This window comes from Modicisalibacter sp. 'Wilcox' (assembly GCF_010993675.1).
GTDB classification, from domain to species: Bacteria; Pseudomonadota; Gammaproteobacteria; order Pseudomonadales; family Halomonadaceae; genus Modicisalibacter; species Modicisalibacter tunisiensis.
Window position 1 is genome coordinate 162,474 of record NZ_WNXF01000003.1, and the last position, 18,108, is coordinate 180,581.

Sequence of the window (18,108 nt, forward strand, 5' to 3'; positions counted from 1 at the left end):
GCGGTGTCCGGACTCAGGGCGTCCGGCAGTTGTTGCGGTAGCGGCGGGAGTCGCTGCCCAGGGCCAGGTGCTCGTTGGCCTTGTTGTAGAAGAAGGCGGCACTCTCGCCGCCGGCCAGGCGGTATGTCCCGCAGATGCCGTAGCCCTTGTTGACCTCGTGCATGGCGGTCACCTCGACGGCGTCCCGGGTATCGAGCGCGGTGGCGATGGATTCGGCGATATGGTCGTCGAGCCGGCTTTCGTTGAAGGCCTGGCCGCCGAAGATCACGGCCGCGGTGAGCAGGAGAACGAGGGAGGGAACGATCAGGTTGTGCATGGCGGGCCTCGATGGCGAGGGGAAGGCGATGGGGCGCCGCCGGGTCCCCGGCGGCGAGGCGTGGCGGTCGGCTCAGTTGACCCGCGGGTCGAGCTCGCCGCGCGCGTAGCGCTCGAACATCGCTTCCAGGCCGAGCGGCTTGATCTTGCTGGCGTTGCCGGCGGTGCCGAAGGCCTCGAAGCGGGCCACGCAGACGTCGCGCATCGCCGCGACGGTCTCCTTGAGGTACTTGCGCGGGTCGAACTCGGCCGGATTGTGGGCGAGGAAGCGGCGCACCGCGCCGGTGGAGGCCAGACGCAGGTCGGTGTCGATGTTGACCTTGCGCACGCCGTGCTTGATGCCCTCGACGATTTCCTCGACCGGCACGCCGTAGGTCTCGGGAATCCGGCCACCGTGCTCGTTGATGATCTCCAGCCACTCCTGGGGGACCGAGCTGGAGCCGTGCATCACCAGGTGGGTGTTGGGGATGCGCTCGTGAATCTGCCGGATGCGGGCGATCGACAGGGTGTCGCCGGTGGGCGGCCGGGTGAACTTGTAGGCACCGTGGCTGGTGCCGATGGCGATCGCCAGGGCGTCGACGTGGGTCGCGGCGACGAAGGCGGCCGCTTCCTCGGGGTCGGTGAGCAGCTGATCGTGGGACAGCGTGCCCTCGGCGCCGACGCCGTCCTCCTCGCCGGCCTGGCCGGTCTCCAGGCTGCCCAGGCAGCCCAGCTCGCCCTCGACGGACACGCCGCAGGCATGCGCCATCTCGACGGTGCGCCGGGTGACGTCGACGTTGTAGTCGTAGTCGGCGGGCGTCTTGCCGTCGTCCTTCAGCGAGCCGTCCATCATCACCGAGGAGAAGCCCAGCTGGATGGAACGCTGGCAGACGGCGGGCGAGGTGCCGTGGTCCTGGTGCATGACCACCGGGATGTGCGGGAACTCCTCGATCGCGGCCAGGATCAGGTGGCGCAGGAAGGGCGCGCCGGCGTACTTGCGGGCGCCGGCGGAGGCCTGGACGATCACCGGCGAATCGGTGCGGTCGGCGGCTTCCATGATGGCGCGCATCTGCTCGAGGTTGTTGACGTTGAAGGCCGGCACGCCGTAGCCGTGCTCGGCGGCATGGTCGAGAAGTTGACGCAGGCTGATCAGGGCCATGGGGAGTGTGTTTCCTCGCTGACAGTCGAGGGGCGGCCTTTGGGCCGCCCCGTGATGATGGTCGTGTGAATGCGGCGGCGTTAGCGGTCGGCGGCCTCGAGGGCGGCCACGGCGGGCAGCGTCTTGCCTTCCACGTACTCGAGGAAGGCGCCGCCGCCGGTGGAGATGTACGAGACCCGCTCGGCGATGCCGTACTTGTCGATGGCCGCCAGGGTGTCGCCGCCGCCGGCGATGGAGAAGCCGTTGCTCTCGGCGATCGCCTGGGACAGCGCCTCGGTGCCCTTGCCGAACTGGTCGATCTCGAACACGCCCACGGGGCCGTTCCACAGGATGGTGCCGGCGTCCTTGAGCAGGCCGCCGAAGCGCGCGGCGGTATCCGGGCCGATGTCGAGGATCATCTCGTCGTCGCGCACCTGGTCGACCGGGCGCACCACGGCCTCGGCGGACTCGGAGAACTCGGTGGCCACCACCACGTCGCTGGGCAGCGGGATCTCGACCCGGGCCATCAGCGCCCTGGCCTGCTCGATCAGGTCGGCCTCGTGCAGCGACTTGCCGACGTTGTGGCCGGCCGCGGCGATGAAGGTGTTGGCGATGCCGCCGCCGACGATCAGCTGATCGCATTTCTCGGCCAGGGCATTGAGCACCTCGAGCTTGGTCGAGACCTTGGAGCCGCCGACGATGGCGACCATCGGTCGTGCCGGAGTGGCCAGTGCCTTCTCCAGCGCCTCGAGCTCCCGAGCGAGCAGCGGGCCGGCGCAGGCGGCGGGGGCGAAGCGCGCCACGCCGTGGGTGGAGGCCTGGGCGCGATGGGCGGTGCCGAAGGCGTCCATCACGTAGACGTCGCACAGCGCCGCGTAGGCCCGGGCGAGGGTCTCGTCGTCCTTCTTCTCGCCGGCGTTGAAGCGCACGTTCTCGAGCAGCACCACCTCGCCCTCGGCCACGTCGACCGGGCCGTCGAGGTAGTCGCTGACCAGCCGCACCGGCTGGCCGAGCAGCTGGCCGAGGTGGGCGGCGACCGGCGCCAGCGAGAACTCGTCGGCGGGCTCGCCCTCGGTGGGGCGTCCCAGGTGACTCATCAGCATCACCCGGGCGCCGGCGTCGCGGGCGGCCTGGATGGTCGGCAGGCAGGCGCGGATACGGGCATCCGAGGTGACGCTGCCCTGTTTGACCGGCACGTTGAGGTCCTCTCGGATCAGCACTCGCTGGCCGGCGAGAGGGAGGTCGGTCATCTTGCGCACGTTCATGTGGCGTATCCTCTGTTGACGAATCCAGAATGTCCGGTGTCCATCGCGTTCGGCGGGTCGGGCGCGGTATCAGTGCCGCGCGTCGAGCTCGGCCAGGCGTCCGGCGACATCGAGCATGCGGTTGGCGAAGCCCCACTCGTTGTCGAACCAGCCGAGCATCTTGATCAGGTGGCCGCCGGCGACCCGTGTCTGGGTGGCGTCCACGATACCCGAGCGCGGATCGTGGTTGAAGTCGACCGAGGCCATGGGCTCCTCGGTGTAGCCGAGCCGCCCGGCGAGCCGCGCGTGGCTGGCGTCGTGGAGCAGGGCGTTGACCGCCGAGGCGGTGGTGGCCCGGCGCACCGAGATGGCCATGTCCATGGCCGAGACGTTGATGGTCGGCACCCGCACGTGCAGGCACTCGAAGCGACCGGCGAGGTGCGGCATCAGGCGCTCGATGCCGCGCGCCAGGCCGGTATCCACGGGGATGATCGACTGCATCGCCGAGCGGGTCAGGCGCAGGTCCGACTTGTGGTAGGCGTCGATCACCGGCTGGTCGTTCATCGCCGAGTGGATGGTGGTGGTGACGCCGTGCTCGATGCCCAGCGCCTCGTCGAGCACGGTGAGAATCGGAATCAGGCAGTTGGTGGTGCAGGAGGCCGCCGAGATCACCCGCATGTCGGCGGCGAGCAGGTGCTCGTTGATGCCGCCGACCACGGTCAGGTCGACGTCGGATTCGGCGGGCTGGGAGAACAGCAGGCGCCGCGCACCGGCGACCAGATGGCGCTCGGCCGTGGCGCGGTCCCTGAAGCTGCCGGAGCATTCCAGCACCAGGTCGATGCCCAGCGCCGCCCAGGGCAGGTTCGCGGGGTCTTCCTCGCAGAGCAGGGCGATCGCGTGGCCGTTGATGCGCAGCCGGTCGTCCTCGACGCGCACCTCGCCGGGAAAGCGCCCGTGGGTGGTGTCGTAGCGGGTCAGGTAGGCGACGGTGGCGAGATCCGAGAGCTCGTTGATCGCCACCACCTCGATATCCAGTTCCGGGCGCTCGACCAGCGCCCGCAGGACGCACTGGCCGATGCGGCCGTAACCGTTGATGGCGATGCGATGGGGCATGGGCGGCTCGACGACGGTGGTGGCGTTCGAAGGCGGTGATTCTAGCGCAAAGCGCCCTTTGCCCCAACTGTGCTGTTGCTGCCCCTGGGGTAGGGCTCAGTCCAGGCTCGGGTCGATCAGCAGCCGGCCGTGGATGTCGCCGTTGATCATCGCCTCGGCGCGCTCGGCGATCATCTCCAGGCCGATTGCCTCGTGGTGCATGTTATCGCGCATCGCCCGGGGCAGCTCGGCGATGCGCTGCCAGACGTCGCGGCGCCGCGGCAGGGGGACCCGGGCGCTCTCCACGCCGAGCAGCGACACGCCACGCAGGATGAACGGCATCACCGAGGCGGGCAGGGCGCTGCCGCCGGCCAGGCCCACGGCGGCGACCCGGCCATGGGGCTCCATCTGGGCGAGCACATTGGCCAGGGTGGTGTCGCCGACCGTGTCGATGGCCCCGGCCCAGCGGGCCTTGTCGAGCAGCCGCGGTTCGCCCTCGAACTCGGTGCGGTCGTGCACCTCGGCGGCGCCCAGGCTGCGCAGCCAGCGCTCCTGATCCGGCTTGCCGGTGACGGCGTGCACCTCGTAGCCGTAGTGGGCCAGCATCTGCACCGCCCAGCTGCCCACGCCGCCGGTGGCCCCGGTGACCAGCACGGCAGTGCCTCGGGCCAGGCCGGCCTCCTCGAGGCGTTCCACGCAGAGCATGGCGCTCAGCCCGGCGGTGCCGAACAGCATCGCCTCGCGGGTGGACAGCGTCTCGGGGCAGGGCACCAGCCAGTCGGCGTCGACCCGCATGCGCTCGGCGAAACCGCCCCAGTAGCGCTCGCCCACGCCCCAGCCGGTGAGGATCACCCGGTCGCCCGGGGCGTAGGCGTCGCTGGCGTTGTCGCGCACCGTGCCGGCGAAGTCGATGCCCGGCACGAAGGGGTAGTCGCGGACGATCCGGCCCTTGCCGGTCACCGCCAGGGCATCCTTGTAGTTGAGGTCGGAGTACTCGATGTCGACCGTGACCTCGCGCTCGGGCAGGCGGTCGTCGTCGAGGGTCTCGACCCGGGCGCGGGGGTCTTCATCCTTGAGCATCAGCACGCGGGGCATGGACACGGCTCCAGTCGGCGGGGGGCGGAATCATCCCAGACTAGCCGCCCCCGCGGGGCCGGGCAATCGACCGACTTGCCTGCCCCGGGGCCTCTGCTACCATCGGCAGCTCCATGCTGCCGGCAGCCGCCACGGTTCCGCCGGAACGGCTCCCCGAGGATGGCCCTGCGAGAGTGCCCATGAAGCCCCGCGAGACAGGCTGGCGACACCTGATTCAGTCGACGCGCTATTCCCTGAAGGGGTTGCGGGCCGCGTTTCGTCACGAGGCGGCCTTCCGTCAGGAGCTGCTGCTGTGCCTGGCGATGCTGCCGCTGGCCGGCTGGCTGGCGCGCACGCCGGTGGAGTGGCTGCTGCTGGTGGGCAGCGGCGTGCTGGTGCTGGTGGTGGAGCTGCTCAACAGCGCCCTGGAAACCGTGGTCGACCGCATCGGCCCCGAGCACCACGTGCTCTCCGGGCGGGCCAAGGACATCGGCTCGGCGGCGGTCATGCTGTCGCTGATCATGGCCGGGCTGACCTGGGGCGTGCTGCTCTGGCAGCGGCTGGCCTGAGCGTGAGTCGCGGGCTGCGACATCATGACGCGCATCACCGTTTGTCGGCTTGTCTGCCTTTCGCCCCCCCGGTATCGTCAATGCTCTTTCGACTCGTCACGGATGGCGCCGCCTCCGACACCCATTTACGCTAACGTCAACAACAATTGACTCGCGAACGATTCAAGGAGCAGCACAGATGCGTTTGATTCTCTTGGGCGCCCCCGGTGCCGGCAAGGGCACCCAGGCCCAGTTCATCTGCGAGCGGTACGGCATTCCGCAGATCTCCACCGGCGACATGCTGCGCGCCGCGGTCAAGGAAGGCAGCGACCTGGGCCTCAAGGTCAAGGAGATCATGAACAGCGGCGGGCTGGTGTCCGACGACATCATCATCGCCCTGGTCAAGGAACGCATCAGCCAGCCCGACTGCGCCAACGGCTTCCTGTTCGACGGCTTCCCGCGCACCATCCCGCAGGCCGACGCCATGAAGGACGCCGACGTCAGGCTCGACCACGTGCTGGAGATCGCCGTGGACGACGAGGAGATCGTCAAGCGCCTGGCCGGTCGCCGCGTGCACCCCGATTCCGGCCGCGTCTATCACATCGAGTACAACCCGCCCAGGGAAGACGGCAAGGACGACGTCACCGGCGAGGCGCTGATCCAGCGCGACGACGATCGCGAGTCGACGGTCCGCAACCGCCTGTCGGTCTACCATGAACAGACCGAGCCGCTGGTGGAGTACTACCGCCGCTGGGCCGAGCAGGACCCGGCCAAGGCGCCCGCCTACCATCGCGTCGAGGGCATCGGCACGGTCGACGACATCCGCGACCAGGTGGTGAAGGCGCTGGAAGGCTGAGACCTCGCCTGCCCTTCGATTATCCGCAGCCCGGCACCTCGCCGGGCTGTTGCGTTGTTGGCCTCGTGGCCGGCGCTTTTGCCGGGCCCGCCCCGGTCGTATAATGCCCGCGCCATTCATAACCCCGTGATTCCCATGTCGACCCTGCTGGCCCTGGACGCCTCCTCGAGCGCCTGTTCCTGCGCCCTCTGGCACGAGGGAGAGGTGGTGTCGCGCTTCGCGCTGACCCCCCGCGAGCACACCCGCCGCCTGATGCCGATGATCGATGACGTGCTCGCCGAGGCCGGGCTGGTGCTCGCCGATCTCGATGCCCTGGCCTACGGGCGTGGCCCCGGCTCCTTCACCGGCCTGCGCATTGCCGCCGGGGTCGCCCAGGGGCTGGCGTTCGGCCTCGACAGGCCGCTGATCGGCGTCTCGACCCTCGAGGCGCTGGCCCTGGCGGTGCACCGTGAGCGTCACGTGCGCTTCGTGGTGCCGGCGCTGGACGCCCGCATGGGCGAGATCTACGTCGCCGCCTACCACTGCCGGGACGGTCGCCTCACGCCGCTGCTCGACGAGGCGGTAATGCCGCCCGCGCGCCTGGCCCTGCCCGAGGCGCATCGCGAGGCCGACTGGTGCGGCGTGGGCTCGGGCTGGGCGCTGTGGGCGTCGATGCCCGTCGAGGTCCAGAGCGCCCTGTACCAGCGCCTGCCGGATCTCGACCCGGCCGCCGAATCGATGGTGCGCCTGGCCGCCGAGGCGTTCGCCCGCGGCGAGGGCCGCCCGCCCCACGAGGCGGTACCGGTCTACCTGCGCAACGAGGTCGCCTGGAAGAAGCCCGGGCCCGGCGCCTGAACCCTCTCCCGCGCCGCACCCCGGCGTCGTCTCTCGCTGAACAAGGACCTTCCGCATGGACTGGTTGCAACTCGTCGCGCTGTCGGTGATCCAGGGGCTCACCGAGTTCCTGCCCATCTCCTCGTCGGCGCACCTGATCCTGCCCTCCCAGGTGCTGGGCTGGCCCGATCAGGGGCTGGCCTTCGATGTCGCCGTGCACATCGGCACCCTGGCGGCGGTGCTGCTGGCCTTTCGCCGCGAGGTGGTGGCGATCCTGGGCGGGTGGTTCGGCCAGTTCGCCGGCGCCGGCCCGCTGGGCGCACGCCAGACGCCGGAAAGTCGGCTGGGGTGGATGGTCATCCTGGCGACGATTCCGGCGGTGATCGTCGGTGGGCTGTTCAACGGCGCGATCGAGGACTCGCTGCGCTCGTCGCTGGTGATCGCCCTGGCGACCCTGGTCTTCGGCGTGCTGCTGGGCTGGGCGGACTGGCGCGGCAGCCGCAGCCGCGGCCTGGCCAGCCTGACCTTCAGGGCGGCGTTGATCATCGGGCTGTTCCAGGCGCTGGCGCTGATTCCCGGTACCTCGCGTTCCGGCATCACCATCACCGCGGCCCTGCTGCTGGGCTTCGACCGCCAGAGTTCGGCGCGCTTCTCGTTCCTGCTGTCGATCCCGCTGATCATCGCCGCCGGCTCGCTCAAGGGCCTGGAGCTGATGCAGACCGGCAGCGATGCGGCGATCCACGACGTGCTGGTGGGCATCGGCCTGTCGTTCGTCGCCGCGCTGGTCTGCATCAAGCTGTTCCTGGCGGCGCTGGATCGCATCGGCATGTGGCCGTTCGTCGCCTATCGCCTGCTGCTGGGGGTGGCGTTGCTGTGGCTGTGGGCGGCATGACGCCCCCGGTGGTGGTGGGAGAGGCGCTGCGCGAGCTGGCCGGGCAGCTGGGGCTGCCCTGGGCTTCGGTGCCGCCCGCCGAGGGGCTGGCGCTGATCGCCACCGAGGCGGGTCTGGCGCTGGCCGGCGATCCTGCCCGTTACGGCAAGCCGCTGCGGGTGGACTTCCTCGCCGGCAAGGTCGATCACCGGCGCCGCTTCGGCGGCGGGCGCGGCCAGCTCGTGGCCAAGGCCTGCGGGCTGGCGAAGGGCGTCACGCCGAGCGTGGTGGACGCCACCGCCGGCCTCGGACGCGATGCCTTCGTGCTGGCGAGCCTGGGAGCCGAGGTGCTGATGCTCGAGCGGGTGCCGGCGATCGCCGCGCTGCTGGGCGACGGCTTGGCCCGGGCCCGTGACGATGCCGACGTCGCGCCGATCGTCGCGCGGCTGACGCTGCACCGGGCGGATGCCGCCGAGGTCCTGGCGGCGACGGTCGCCGCGGCCGACTTTCCGGCACAAGTCATCCACCTCGATCCCATGTTTCCCCACCGCGACAAGTCGGCGCTGGTCAAGAAGGAGATGCGCGTGTTCCGCGAGCTGGCCGGCGACGATGCCGATGCGCCGCGCCTGCTGGAAGCGGCGCTCGACGTGGCGACGCACCGCGTGGCGGTCAAGCGCCCGCGCAAGGCGCCGCCCATCGCGGGCCCGACGCCGTCGCATCAGCTCGAGGCCAAGACCAGCCGTTACGATTTGTACGTGCACCGCTCGTTGCGGGCCTGAGCCGAGGCACGGGCGGCGTCCCCGGCGGCGGGCTGGGCGGTCTGCCACAGGCGCCGGCGCAGGGCCGGGTCGAAGAGGCTGCGGCTGCGCGCCAGCGCCTCGCCGAGCAGCGCATCGAAGGCCAGCCGCCCCTGTGGCGTCTCCCAGATCCAGCCCTCGGCCAGCAGGGCGTCGAGCAGGCCGCTGAACAGCCGGCGGTCGAAGAACTCCGGGGCGTTGAGGCCCGACAGCAGGGTCAGCCGCTCGGCCAGGGCGCGGCTGCGCTCCTCGAGGTCATCGCGAGTCAGGCTGCCGCTGGGCTGGGCCAGCAACGCCGCCAGCAGCAGGAAGCCGCGCTCGAGGGTCGGCTGGATCAGGCTGCCCAGCAGCTGCAGCTGCTCGCGGGCCAGGGTATGGCCGGGCGGGCGCTGCCAGCCGTCGGCGCGGGCCTCGAGCAGGCCCTGCTCGACCAGCGTTGCCAGGGTCGCCTCCAGGGCGCTGCGGAAGTCGGCGGCGGGCAGGGCGATGAACTGTTCCTGGGCGATCGACGGCCAGGCCGCGGCGAGGCGGGCATCGAGGGTGGCCAGATCGTTGTGGGCGCTGTTGCGGAAGGCGAAGGCCACCAGCGCCGGCAGGGCGAAGCGGTGCTGGACGTTGTTGCGATACCAGGTGAGCAGGGTGGCGCGCTCGCCGTCGGCCAGCACCAGCTCGCCGAGCGCCTGGGCCCGACGCTCGATGAAGCCCAGCTCGGCGACTTCGGCCAGCCAGTCCTCGGGCGTGCCGGCCGGGGGACTCGCCGTGTCCGGAGCCAGGGCCACGAGCAGGGCCATCTGACGCTTGAGCAGTTCCGACTCGATGGCGCGATGCGGCGTGGCCAGCAGGGTCAGGGCGACCAGGTTGACCGGGTTCAGGGTCGCTGCCGCGTTGATGCGTCGCGCCAGTTCGCGGCCCAGCTCGGGAACGGCGCGCGTCAGCCAGGGTGGGCGCGCGTCGTGGCGGCTCTCCTGCCAGTCGGGCACGCGGCGGGTCAGGAAGGCGTCCAGGTCCAGCGGCTCGCCGATGGCCACCTGGACCCGGCCGAAGGGCTGGCGCAGCCGGCCGAGCACGCGCAGCAGGTCCAGCGGCGACTCCTTGCGCTTGCGTGCGCCACGCAGTTCCCGGAGGTAGCTGGTGCTTTCCAGCACCTTCTCGTAGCCGATGTAGACCGGCACGAAGGTGACCCCGCGAGAGGTGCCGCGCAGGCAGGAGCGCAGGGTCATCGCCAGCATGCCCGGACGCGGCATCAGCATCCGTCCGCTGCGCGAGCGGCCGCCCTCGATGAAGTACTCGATCGGGTGCCCGCGGGACAGCAGGCGATGCAGGTAGGCGTTGAACACCGCGCCGTAGAGCCGGTTGTCGCGGAAGCTGCGGCGCAGGAAGAAGGCGCCGCCGCGGCGCAGCAGCGGACCGATCAACGGCATGTCGAGGTTGCGCCCGGCGGCGATGTGCGGCGGCATCAGTCCTTCGCGGAACAGCACGTAGGAGAGCAGCAGGTAGTCGATGTGGCTGCGGTGGCAGGGCACGTAGATCAGGGTGCGATCGCCGGCCAGGCGCTTGACGCGCTCCAGCCCGTGCACGTCCACCCCGGCATAGAGCCGGTTCCACAGTCGGTGGAGCAGCCGGTCGAGCAGGCGCAGCACCGGATAGCTCATGTGCGAGGCGATCTCGCGACCGTAGCGCCGGGCCCGACGCTCGACGCGGCGCCGCGACACGTTCTGGGCGCGGGCCGTTTCGTCGATGATGCGCTGGATCTCGGGTTCCTGCAGCAGGCCGTGGATCAGCGTGCGCCGGTGCGACAGGTCGGGGCCCAGCACGCGGGTGCGGATGCGCCGGAAGTGCACCCGCAGCACCCGGGCGACCCGGCGCCGCGCCAGTTCCGGACCACGCTCGTCAAGCTGGCCGCGCAGCGACAGCGCCTCCCCCCAGTAGAGCTCGATGTTGCGGGCATTGACCAGCATCGACACCGCGCGGCGCAGGCGACCGGTGAGCTGCCAGCTGTCCGCGGCGAGCAGCTTCCAGAAGCCGAACTCCTTGCCCGGCGCACGGCCCCAGAACACGCTGACCGGCACCAGCTGGACGTCGGCGCCGGGGTGCTGGCCCAGGGCCTCGATCGGCGGGGCGAAGGGCGCGTCATCCGGACGCCGCCGCGGCCACAGGTGGCGCTTGTGGTCGGGCAGTGCCACGCAGCCGTGATGGCGCAGCGAGCCCGGTCGCCAGCGCGGCGAGGGCACGGGCAGGCCGTGGCGTCGGCAGACGATCTCCAGCAGCAGGCGGTCGGACAGCGACGGCCGCGGCAGCACGTAGAGCGTGGGGCGCTCGGGGTCGAGGGCGAGCCGCTCGGGGGCGGGCTCGCTCAGGCGCAGCTCGACCCAGCCGGCCAGCAGGCGGCGCAGCAGCGGGCGCAGGGGGGACAACAGCGACGGGAACAGGGCCATCCGGATGCCGATTCGGGACATGTTGGGGCATTATAGCGATTCGACCCCCGGTCGGGGGATGGCCCAACGGGACACAGGGAGGTGTGATGCGGGGAGTCTGGCGAGACGGCAACCGCTTCGTCCTGCTGCCGGAGAGCCGCTGTTTCCTGCCGGCCATGACCGAGGCGGTGACCGCGGCGCGCGAGTCGATCCTGCTCGAGCTGTATCTCATGGAGTCGGGCGCGCTGGCCGCGCAGTTGATCGATGCCCTGCTGGCCGCGGCGGCGCGGGGCGTGACGGTGCTGATGCTGCTCGACGGTTACGGCGCCATGAAGCTGTCGAGCGCGGATCGCCGGCGGCTCGAGGCCGGCGGCGTGGCGATGCGCTTCTTCAATCCGCTGGTCTGGTACCGGCTGGGCAAGAACCTGACCCGCGACCATCGCAAGCTGTTGCTGATCGACGGCCGGGTGGCCTTCACCGGCGGCTTCGGTGCCAGCGACGAATTCCTCGACGCCTGGTTCGACGTGGCGGTGCGCATCGAGGGGCCGGTGGTGGCGGACTGGGTACGGCTGTTCTCGCGGCTGTGGGATTCACCGCTGTCGCGGGGCAGCGGCGACCCGCGCCTGGTGCAGCGGCTCAGGCTGGACGTCACGCGGGTGGCCGACTATCAGGGCATGCGCGGGCGGGTGGTCTGGGGACAGGGCTACCGCTACCAGGCGATCCGCCTGTCGCTGCACCAGCAGCTCGGCCACGCCCAGCGGCGCATCTGGCTGTGCACGCCCTACTTCGTGCCCACCCTGAGCCTCCGGCGGCGGCTGGTCAGGGCGGCGCGGCGCGGCGTCGACGTGCGCCTGCTGCTGCCCGGCGACGCCCATGACCATCCCGGCATCCGCTATGCCGGGCAGCGCTTCTACGGCCGGCTGCTGCGCGCCGGAGTGCGCATCTTCGAGTTCCAGCCGCGCTTCATCCACGCCAAGTTCTCGCTGGCCGACGACTGGGCCAGCATCGGCTCGTGCAACTTCGACCACTGGAGCCTGCAGTGGAATCTGGAGGCCAATCAGGAGATCGTCGACCCGCGTTTCGCCGGGGCGCTGGCGGCGCTGTTCGAGCGCAGCTTCGCGCAGAGTGTCGAGATCCGCCCCGCGCAGTGGGCGCGGCGTTCGCGACGCCAGCGCCTGCGCGAATGGGTCTACGGGACGCTGGACGCCTGGGTGACGCGGCTGCGCTGAGCGGCGCTGGCTCAGCGGCGACGCTTGCCGCCACGCCCGGCGGGCTTCTTGGGGCGCGGCCTGGGCTTGGGTGTCTCGGGCGGCACGCGATAGTGCAGGTAGAGGTCGAGCACCAGCTCCGGCAGCTGGGCCACCAGGCGTTCGGCGTCGGCCGGGCGGCCGGCGAAGTCGGCCATGTCGGGCTCGTCATCGAACAGCCCCGACAGCGCCATGAACGGCAGCAGCAGGGTGGCCGCGGCTTCCTCGTCGCCCTCGAACCAGGCGCTCTCGTCGAGGAACACGCCTTCCATGAAGCCGGCGCACCAGTCGCCGATGGGCGTCTCCTCCGGCGCGATGCCGTCGAGGGTCAGCTCGAAGGGCAGCTCGGGCAGCTGGCCGCGCTCGAGGGCGGCCATGGCGTTGTCGCGCAGGCGCTCGAGCAGGCCGAGGAGGGTGTCGCGCTCCGCGGCATCGGTGAAGGCGGGCTCGCCGTGGAACAGCTCGCCGACCCAGCGGGTTGCGGGGACCTCACGGGGGGCCACGGCCAGGGCGACCAGAAAGCCATGGGCGCCGATGAGGTCGAGGGCATCCTCGCCGGCGCGCTCGGAATCGAGGAAGTCGTCGAGCAGGTCCAGTTCGTCGTCGTCGAGCAGGGGTGTGGGCGGCAGCGCTTCGGGCATCGGGGTCGTTTCCTCCAGTCGGGCGGCGTGTGCTGGACGCGCGCGGGCGTGGACGGCATTCTAGCATCCCATGTCCGGTCCGACGCTCCCTGCTCCCGATGCCGCCTGGCTCGATTCGCTGTCGCATGCGGCCCTCGAGGCGGCTGCCACCGAGCGCGTCGAGGCGGCCTGGCGGCTGGCCCGGGAGGTCTATCCCGACTTGCCGCGCCCGGCGCTGTGGTTCGACCTGCGCGGCCAGAGTGCCGGCCAGGCGCATTTCGGCCGTGGCGGGCTGCGGCTCAACCGGGTGCTGCTCGCCGAGAATCGCCGGGCGTTCTTCGTCGAGATCATTCCCCACGAGATGGCGCACTGGCTGGTGCGTCACCTGGACGAGGGCCGCCGGGTGCGCCCCCACGGTCACGAGTGGCGCACGGTGATGCGTCGTCTCTACGGCCTCGATCCGCGTGTCACCCACGGCTTCGATACCCGCCGGGCCAGCCCGGCGCCCTACCGCTACACTTGCGACTGTCGCGAGCACCATCTCGGGGCGCGACGCCATGCCCGTATCGCCGCCGGTCAGCGCTACTATTGTCGACACTGTCGACAGTGGTTGCGGCCGGCTGCGGAGGCGAGCGTTTGAGTGTCAGGTAAGTTTCTGAAATGGCAATGAAAATTGCTGCTACCAATGTCTAATTGGGAGCCCTGCCTGCTGTGGGTATATGCTGAAAGAACCGTTTTATTCGCCGATCTCGGGTCGCCGGCCACGTGGCCGCCAGGGTCCGGATCACGACCATCGCAGTTTCCAGGACAGGGGGTCGACATGACCGAACAGCAGCGCGTCCATCCGGTGAGCGAAGCCTTCGCCGCCAATGCCTGGGCGGACAAGGAAAAGTATCTGTCGATGTACCAGCAGTCGGTCGACGACCCGGAAGGCTTCTGGGCGGAGCAGGCCAAGCGGCTCGACTGGATCAAGGCCCCGACCAAGATCAAGCATACCGTCTTCGACACCCACAGCGTGGACATCCGCTGGTTCGAGGACGGCGAGCTCAACGTCAGCGCCAACTGCCTGGATCGCCACCTGGCCTCGCGGGGCGATCAGCCGGCGATCATCTGGGAGGGCGACGACCCCGGCGAGAGCAAGACCTACACCTATCGCGAGCTGCACGCCCGGACCTGCCAGCTGGCCAATGCCTTCAAGGAGCTCGGCGTCAAGAAGGGGGATACCGTCACCCTCTACATGCCGATGATTCCCGAGGCGGCCATGGCGATGCTGGCCTGTGCGCGGATCGGCGCCATCCACTCGGTGGTGTTCGGCGGCTTCTCGCCGGATGCGCTGGCCCAGCGGGTGATCGATGCCCAGTCCAGGCTGGTCATCACCGCCGACGAGTCGGTACGCGGTGGCAAGCGGGTGCCGCTCAAGGACAACGTCGATGCCGCCCTGACCCGGGACGGCACCGACGTGGTCGACAACGTGCTGGTGGTCAAGCGCACCGGCGGCGACATCGACTGGCACGACGGCCGCGACGTCTGGTATCACGAAACGGTCGACGGCCAGGCCGAGACGTGCCCGGCCGAGACCATGAACGCCGAGGATCCGCTGTTCATCCTCTATACCTCCGGTTCCACCGGCACGCCCAAGGGCCTCAAGCACACCTCCGGCGGCTACCTGCTGCACGCGGCGATGACCCATCAGTACGTCTTCGACTACAAGGACGGCGAGGTCTACTGGTGCAGCGCCGACGTCGGCTGGGTGACCGGCCACAGCTACATCGTCTACGGGCCGCTGGCCAACGGCGCGACCACGCTGATGTTCGAGGGCGTGCCCAGCTATCCGAGTCACGGCCGCCTCGGCGAGGTGATCGACAAGCACAACGTGGCGATCCTCTACACCTCGCCCACCGCCATCCGGGCCCTGATGGCCCACGGCGACGACGTCATGGATTCCAGCAAGCGCGACAGCCTGCGGGTGCTGGGCTCGGTGGGCGAGCCCATCAACCCCGAGGCCTGGGAATGGTTCTACCGGGTGATCGGCAACTCGAAATGCCCGATCGTCGACACCTGGTGGCAGACCGAGACCGGCGGCATCATGATCGCGCCGCTGCCCGGCGCCATCGATCTCAAGCCCGGTTCCGCCACCCGCCCGTTCTTCGGCGTGCTGCCGGCGCTGGTCGACAGCGAGGGCAACATCCTCGAGGGCGCGACCGAGGGCAACCTGGTGATCCTCGACTCCTGGCCGGGGCAGGCGCGCTCGATCTGGAAGAACCACGATCGCTTCATCCAGACCTACTTCTCCACCTACAAGGGCATGTACTTCACCGGTGACGGCTGCCGTCGCGACGAGGACGGCTACTACTGGATCACCGGCCGCGTCGACGACGTCATCAACGTCTCCGGTCACCGCATGGGCACCGCCGAGATCGAGTCTTCGCTGGTCGCCCACGAGGCGGTGGCCGAGGCCGCGGTGGTGGGTTACCCGCATGACATCAAGGGGCAGGGCATCTACATCTACGTCACCCTGGGCGACGAGTACGAGCCCAGCGACGCGCTCAAGAAGGAGCTCACCCAGTGGGTGCGCAAGGACATCGGGCCCATCGCCTCCCCGGACGTGATCCAGTGGGCGCCGAGCCTGCCCAAGACCCGCTCGGGCAAGATCATGCGCCGCATCCTGCGCAAGATCGCCGCCAACGAGACCGAGGGGCTGGGCGATACCAGCACGCTGGCCGATCCCAGCGTGGTGGAGGACCTGATCGACAATCGCGTCAACCGGGGCTGATCGTCCCGCCGGTGGTGGTGTTCTTCCCGTCCGTCCGCCTGTCTCGGCGGGCGGGAGCGCACGCCAGCCGCACGCCACCCCCGGCGTTTTATGCCGGCCCGCAGGGCCGGTTTTTTCTTGGTATCAACGGTATTTGACTCAGGGGATGACGGCGCTTGGGAAACGGCATGGGCATGGGGTAACATGCCAGACACGAAAAGGCGACAAGCCTGGCGCCGTTGGGGTCGACCCGCCGGCGCGGCAGCTCGCTGCAGGAGGATCCGGAGGAGACTCAATGGCCTTTGCCCAGAAATTCATCGTCGCCGATGATCACCCGCTGTTCCGAGCAGCCCTGACCCAGGCGTTGCGACAGGTTGCCCCGCAGGCCGAGATTGTCGAATCCGATACCATGGCGGCGACCACCGAGGTGGTGACGCGGCATCCCGATGCCGACCTGATCCTGCTCGATCTGCACATGCCGGGCGCGCATGGCTTTTCGGGACTGATCCAGCTGCGTGGTCAGACCCCGGAAATTCCCGTGGCGGTGATCTCCGGCAGCGACGAGCCGCATGTGGTGCGGCGCGCCATCGATTACGGCGCCTCGGGCTTCATTCCCAAGTCGGCCTCGCTGACGGTCATCGCCGAGGCGGTCGGCGAGATCCTCGACGGCGAGATCTGGCTGCCCGAAGACCTCGCCAAGGCGATCGGCGAGTCCGACGAGGAGGACACCCGCTTCGCCGAGGCGATCGCGTCGCTGACCCCGCAGCAGTTCCGGGTGCTCAACATGCTCACCGAGGGGCTGCTCAACAAGCAGATCGCCTTCGAGCTCAACGTCAGCGAGGCGACCATCAAGGCGCACGTCACGGCCATCCTCCGCAAGCTGGGGGTCCACTCGCGCACCCAGGCGGTGATCGCCGCCCAGAAGCTCGAGGTGGAGCCGCCCAAGGTCGAGTCCTGACGCCTCGCCATCGGTTCGTCGTCCTGCGCACGCCGCCCTCCGGGGCGGCGTCGTCGTTTGTGGCCCGGTGACGGCGTCGTGTCAGTGCGGCAGCAGGGAAAAGACCAGTACATAGCCGTTCAGGGCAATGATCAGCGCACAGACCAGGCCACCGATCAGGGTGATCGCCCGCGAGTTGACCAGGTTGCCCATCAGCCGGCGGTCGGCGGTGAAGGTCAGCAGCGGAATCAGCGCGAAGGGGATGCCGAAGCTCAGGATCACCTGGCTGGCCACCAGGGCGCGCTGCTCCGAGATGCCGAGCAGGATCACCGCGATCGCCGGGGCCATGGTGACAACGCGCCGCAGCCACAGCGGGATGGTGAAGCGCACGAACCCCTGCATGATCACCTGGCCGGAGAGGGTGCCGACCACCGACGAGGAGAGGCCGGCCAGCAGCAGGGCGGCGCCGAACAGGTGGCTGGCCAGCTCCCGGCCGAGCATCGGGGCCAGCAGCTGGTAGCTGTCGCGGATGGTGGCGACGCCGGTGCGCCCCTGGGCATGAAAGGCCGCCGCGGCCAGCGCCAGGATGCTCAGGTTGATCAGCCCGGCGATGGCCATGCCGACGATGACATCGAGCCGGGAATAGCGCATCAGGCGACGGCGCTGGTCGTCGTCGTCGGCCGGGATGCGCCGCTGCAGCAGCGCCGAGTGCAGGTAGATGACGTGGGGCATCACCGTGGCGCCGAGGATGCCGGCCGCCAGGTAGAGGGCATAGCCGTCGGGGAAGCCGGGAATCAGCAGGCCCTCGAGGAAGGGGCGCGGCGCCGGCCGGCCGAGCAGCATCTCCAGCAGGAAGCCGCTGGCCACGGCCAGGATCATGGCGCCGATGATCAGCTCCATGAGGCGGAAGCCGTAGCGGTAGAGCAGCAGCGTCAGGTAGGTGATGACACCGGTGAGCAGGGCGCCCTCGAGCAGGGTCAGGCCGAAGAGCAGGTGGAAGGCCAGCGCCGCGCCCAGGAACTCGGCCAGGTCGGTGGCGATGGCGACGATCTCCGCCTGGATCCAGTAGAACCAGACCAGCGGGCGCGGGTAGCGCTCGCGGATCATCTCGGGAAGATTCCTGCCCGTCGCCAGCCCCAGGCGTGCCGACAGTGACTGGATCAGCATCGCCATCAGGTTGGCGGCGAGCACCACCCACAGCAGCGCATAGCCGTAGCGCGAGCCGGCCTCGATGTTGGTGGCGAAGTTGCCGGGGTCGATGTAGGCGACCGCGGCGATCAGCGCCGGGCCGAAGAAGACCGTCCAGCCCCAGCCCCGGGGCCGGCCGGCCAGTGCGCGACGCGCCCTGGCGCGCAGGCTGTCGTCGGAAAGCGTGGTACCCATGCCGCCGCCCCGGTTGACCGTGAGTCTT

17 protein-coding genes are annotated in these 18,108 nt (G+C 70.0%); 9 read left to right on the forward strand and 8 right to left on the reverse strand.

Features of this window, described 5'->3' with window-relative positions:
* Positions 1–13 precede the first annotated feature (13 nt).
* The 5 genes from G7A98_RS04150 to G7A98_RS04170 form a co-directional block, all read right to left on the reverse strand.
* Positions 14–316, reverse strand: coding sequence for a hypothetical protein (locus G7A98_RS04150; RefSeq protein WP_163648225.1), 303 nt, complete (start codon positions 314–316; stop codon positions 14–16).
* Positions 317–388: 72 nt separating this feature from the next.
* A complete protein-coding gene (fba, locus tag G7A98_RS04155) occupies positions 389–1,453 on the reverse strand; it encodes a class II fructose-bisphosphate aldolase (protein WP_163648226.1) in 1,065 nt (354 codons plus the stop codon).
* A gap of 80 nt (positions 1,454–1,533) precedes the next feature.
* Positions 1,534–2,697 (reverse strand): phosphoglycerate kinase, encoded by a 1,164-nt coding sequence (locus G7A98_RS04160; RefSeq protein ID WP_163648227.1) that lies wholly within the window; start codon positions 2,695–2,697, stop codon positions 1,534–1,536.
* A 69-nt stretch (positions 2,698–2,766) separates the two neighbouring features.
* Complete coding sequence (locus tag G7A98_RS04165) at positions 2,767–3,789, reverse strand: glyceraldehyde 3-phosphate dehydrogenase NAD-binding domain-containing protein (protein WP_163648228.1); 1,023 nt, start codon at positions 3,787–3,789, stop codon at positions 2,767–2,769.
* A gap of 96 nt (positions 3,790–3,885) precedes the next feature.
* On the reverse strand, positions 3,886–4,863 hold the full coding sequence (locus tag G7A98_RS04170; protein WP_163648229.1) for an MDR family oxidoreductase: 978 nt from the start codon (positions 4,861–4,863) through the stop codon (positions 3,886–3,888).
* A 179-nt stretch (positions 4,864–5,042) separates the two neighbouring features.
* On the opposite strand from G7A98_RS04170, the gene G7A98_RS04175 reads away from it, so the two are divergent.
* From G7A98_RS04175 to G7A98_RS04195, 5 genes are all read left to right on the forward strand, one after another.
* Entirely contained in the window at positions 5,043–5,411 is a 369-nt protein-coding gene (locus tag G7A98_RS04175) for a diacylglycerol kinase (RefSeq protein WP_163648230.1), read from the forward strand.
* A 178-nt stretch (positions 5,412–5,589) separates the two neighbouring features.
* Positions 5,590–6,246 carry an adenylate kinase gene (adk, locus tag G7A98_RS04180; protein ID WP_163648231.1) on the forward strand — a complete coding sequence of 219 codons (657 nt, stop codon included), beginning with the start codon at positions 5,590–5,592 and terminating at the stop codon, positions 6,244–6,246.
* A gap of 135 nt (positions 6,247–6,381) precedes the next feature.
* Complete coding sequence (gene tsaB / locus G7A98_RS04185) at positions 6,382–7,080, forward strand: tRNA (adenosine(37)-N6)-threonylcarbamoyltransferase complex dimerization subunit type 1 TsaB (protein ID WP_205596214.1); 699 nt, start codon at positions 6,382–6,384, stop codon at positions 7,078–7,080.
* Between the two features lie 55 nt (positions 7,081–7,135).
* Positions 7,136–7,951: an undecaprenyl-diphosphate phosphatase gene (locus tag G7A98_RS04190; protein ID WP_163648232.1), complete on the forward strand. Its 816-nt coding sequence runs from the start codon at positions 7,136–7,138 to the stop codon at positions 7,949–7,951.
* The gene (locus tag G7A98_RS04195) at positions 7,948–8,709 is read left to right on the forward strand and encodes a class I SAM-dependent methyltransferase (protein ID WP_163648233.1); all 762 of its coding nucleotides are present in this window, start codon (positions 7,948–7,950) and stop codon (positions 8,707–8,709) included. Before G7A98_RS04190 ends, G7A98_RS04195 begins: the two co-directional genes overlap by 4 nt.
* Here G7A98_RS04195 and plsB read toward each other — a convergent pair.
* Complete coding sequence (gene plsB, locus G7A98_RS04200) at positions 8,673–11,183, reverse strand: glycerol-3-phosphate 1-O-acyltransferase PlsB (protein ID WP_163648234.1); 2,511 nt, start codon at positions 11,181–11,183, stop codon at positions 8,673–8,675. The genes G7A98_RS04195 and plsB overlap by 37 nt on opposite strands.
* A gap of 65 nt (positions 11,184–11,248) precedes the next feature.
* Between plsB and G7A98_RS04205 the strand changes: the two genes are divergently transcribed.
* Positions 11,249–12,370: a phosphatidylserine/phosphatidylglycerophosphate/cardiolipin synthase family protein gene (locus G7A98_RS04205; RefSeq protein WP_163648235.1), complete on the forward strand. Its 1,122-nt coding sequence runs from the start codon at positions 11,249–11,251 to the stop codon at positions 12,368–12,370.
* 11 nt (positions 12,371–12,381) lie between these two features.
* On the opposite strand, the gene G7A98_RS04210 is transcribed toward G7A98_RS04205, so the two are convergent.
* Positions 12,382–13,029: a YecA family protein gene (locus G7A98_RS04210; protein ID WP_163648236.1), complete on the reverse strand. Its 648-nt coding sequence runs from the start codon at positions 13,027–13,029 to the stop codon at positions 12,382–12,384.
* A gap of 70 nt (positions 13,030–13,099) precedes the next feature.
* Here G7A98_RS04210 and G7A98_RS04215 point away from each other — a divergent pair, with 70 nt between their 5' ends.
* The 3 genes from G7A98_RS04215 (at position 13,100) to G7A98_RS04225 (ending at position 16,718) form a co-directional block, all read left to right on the forward strand.
* A complete protein-coding gene (locus tag G7A98_RS04215; protein WP_163648237.1) occupies positions 13,100–13,648 on the forward strand; it encodes a SprT-like domain-containing protein in 549 nt (182 codons plus the stop codon).
* A 180-nt stretch (positions 13,649–13,828) separates the two neighbouring features.
* Positions 13,829–15,781, forward strand: coding sequence for an acetate--CoA ligase (gene acs, locus G7A98_RS04220; RefSeq protein ID WP_163648238.1), 1,953 nt, complete (start codon positions 13,829–13,831; stop codon positions 15,779–15,781).
* A 274-nt stretch (positions 15,782–16,055) separates the two neighbouring features.
* The gene (locus G7A98_RS04225; protein WP_163648239.1) at positions 16,056–16,718 is read left to right on the forward strand and encodes a response regulator transcription factor; all 663 of its coding nucleotides are present in this window, start codon (positions 16,056–16,058) and stop codon (positions 16,716–16,718) included.
* A gap of 81 nt (positions 16,719–16,799) precedes the next feature.
* Here G7A98_RS04225 and G7A98_RS04230 read toward each other — a convergent pair whose 3' ends face one another.
* On the reverse strand, positions 16,800–18,080 hold the full coding sequence (locus G7A98_RS04230; RefSeq protein WP_163648240.1) for an Nramp family divalent metal transporter: 1,281 nt from the start codon (positions 18,078–18,080) through the stop codon (positions 16,800–16,802).
* Between the last annotated feature and the right edge of the window lie 28 nt (positions 18,081–18,108).

What these genes read in the sequence shown, in the direction of transcription:
- G7A98_RS04150 (WP_163648225.1), bottom strand. Translation starts at nt 316, where the DNA reads ATGCACAACCTGATCGTTCCCTCCCTCGTTCTCCTGCTCACCGCGGCC.
- fba (WP_163648226.1), bottom strand. Translation starts at nt 1,453, where the DNA reads ATGGCCCTGATCAGCCTGCGTCAACTTCTCGACCATGCCGCCGAGCAC.
- G7A98_RS04160 (WP_163648227.1), bottom strand. Translation starts at nt 2,697, where the DNA reads ATGAACGTGCGCAAGATGACCGACCTCCCTCTCGCCGGCCAGCGAGTG.
- G7A98_RS04165 (WP_163648228.1), bottom strand. Translation starts at nt 3,789, where the DNA reads ATGCCCCATCGCATCGCCATCAACGGTTACGGCCGCATCGGCCAGTGC.
- G7A98_RS04170 (WP_163648229.1), bottom strand. Translation starts at nt 4,863, where the DNA reads ATGCCCCGCGTGCTGATGCTCAAGGATGAAGACCCCCGCGCCCGGGTC.
- G7A98_RS04175 (WP_163648230.1), top strand. Translation starts at nt 5,043, where the DNA reads ATGAAGCCCCGCGAGACAGGCTGGCGACACCTGATTCAGTCGACGCGC.
- adk (WP_163648231.1), top strand. Translation starts at nt 5,590, where the DNA reads ATGCGTTTGATTCTCTTGGGCGCCCCCGGTGCCGGCAAGGGCACCCAG.
- tsaB (WP_205596214.1), top strand. Translation starts at nt 6,382, where the DNA reads ATGTCGACCCTGCTGGCCCTGGACGCCTCCTCGAGCGCCTGTTCCTGC.
- G7A98_RS04190 (WP_163648232.1), top strand. Translation starts at nt 7,136, where the DNA reads ATGGACTGGTTGCAACTCGTCGCGCTGTCGGTGATCCAGGGGCTCACC.
- G7A98_RS04195 (WP_163648233.1), top strand. Translation starts at nt 7,948, where the DNA reads ATGACGCCCCCGGTGGTGGTGGGAGAGGCGCTGCGCGAGCTGGCCGGG.
- plsB (WP_163648234.1), bottom strand. Translation starts at nt 11,183, where the DNA reads ATGTCCCGAATCGGCATCCGGATGGCCCTGTTCCCGTCGCTGTTGTCC.
- G7A98_RS04205 (WP_163648235.1), top strand. Translation starts at nt 11,249, where the DNA reads ATGCGGGGAGTCTGGCGAGACGGCAACCGCTTCGTCCTGCTGCCGGAG.
- G7A98_RS04210 (WP_163648236.1), bottom strand. Translation starts at nt 13,029, where the DNA reads ATGCCCGAAGCGCTGCCGCCCACACCCCTGCTCGACGACGACGAACTG.
- G7A98_RS04215 (WP_163648237.1), top strand. Translation starts at nt 13,100, where the DNA reads ATGTCCGGTCCGACGCTCCCTGCTCCCGATGCCGCCTGGCTCGATTCG.
- acs (WP_163648238.1), top strand. Translation starts at nt 13,829, where the DNA reads ATGACCGAACAGCAGCGCGTCCATCCGGTGAGCGAAGCCTTCGCCGCC.
- G7A98_RS04225 (WP_163648239.1), top strand. Translation starts at nt 16,056, where the DNA reads ATGGCCTTTGCCCAGAAATTCATCGTCGCCGATGATCACCCGCTGTTC.
- G7A98_RS04230 (WP_163648240.1), bottom strand. Translation starts at nt 18,080, where the DNA reads ATGGGTACCACGCTTTCCGACGACAGCCTGCGCGCCAGGGCGCGTCGC.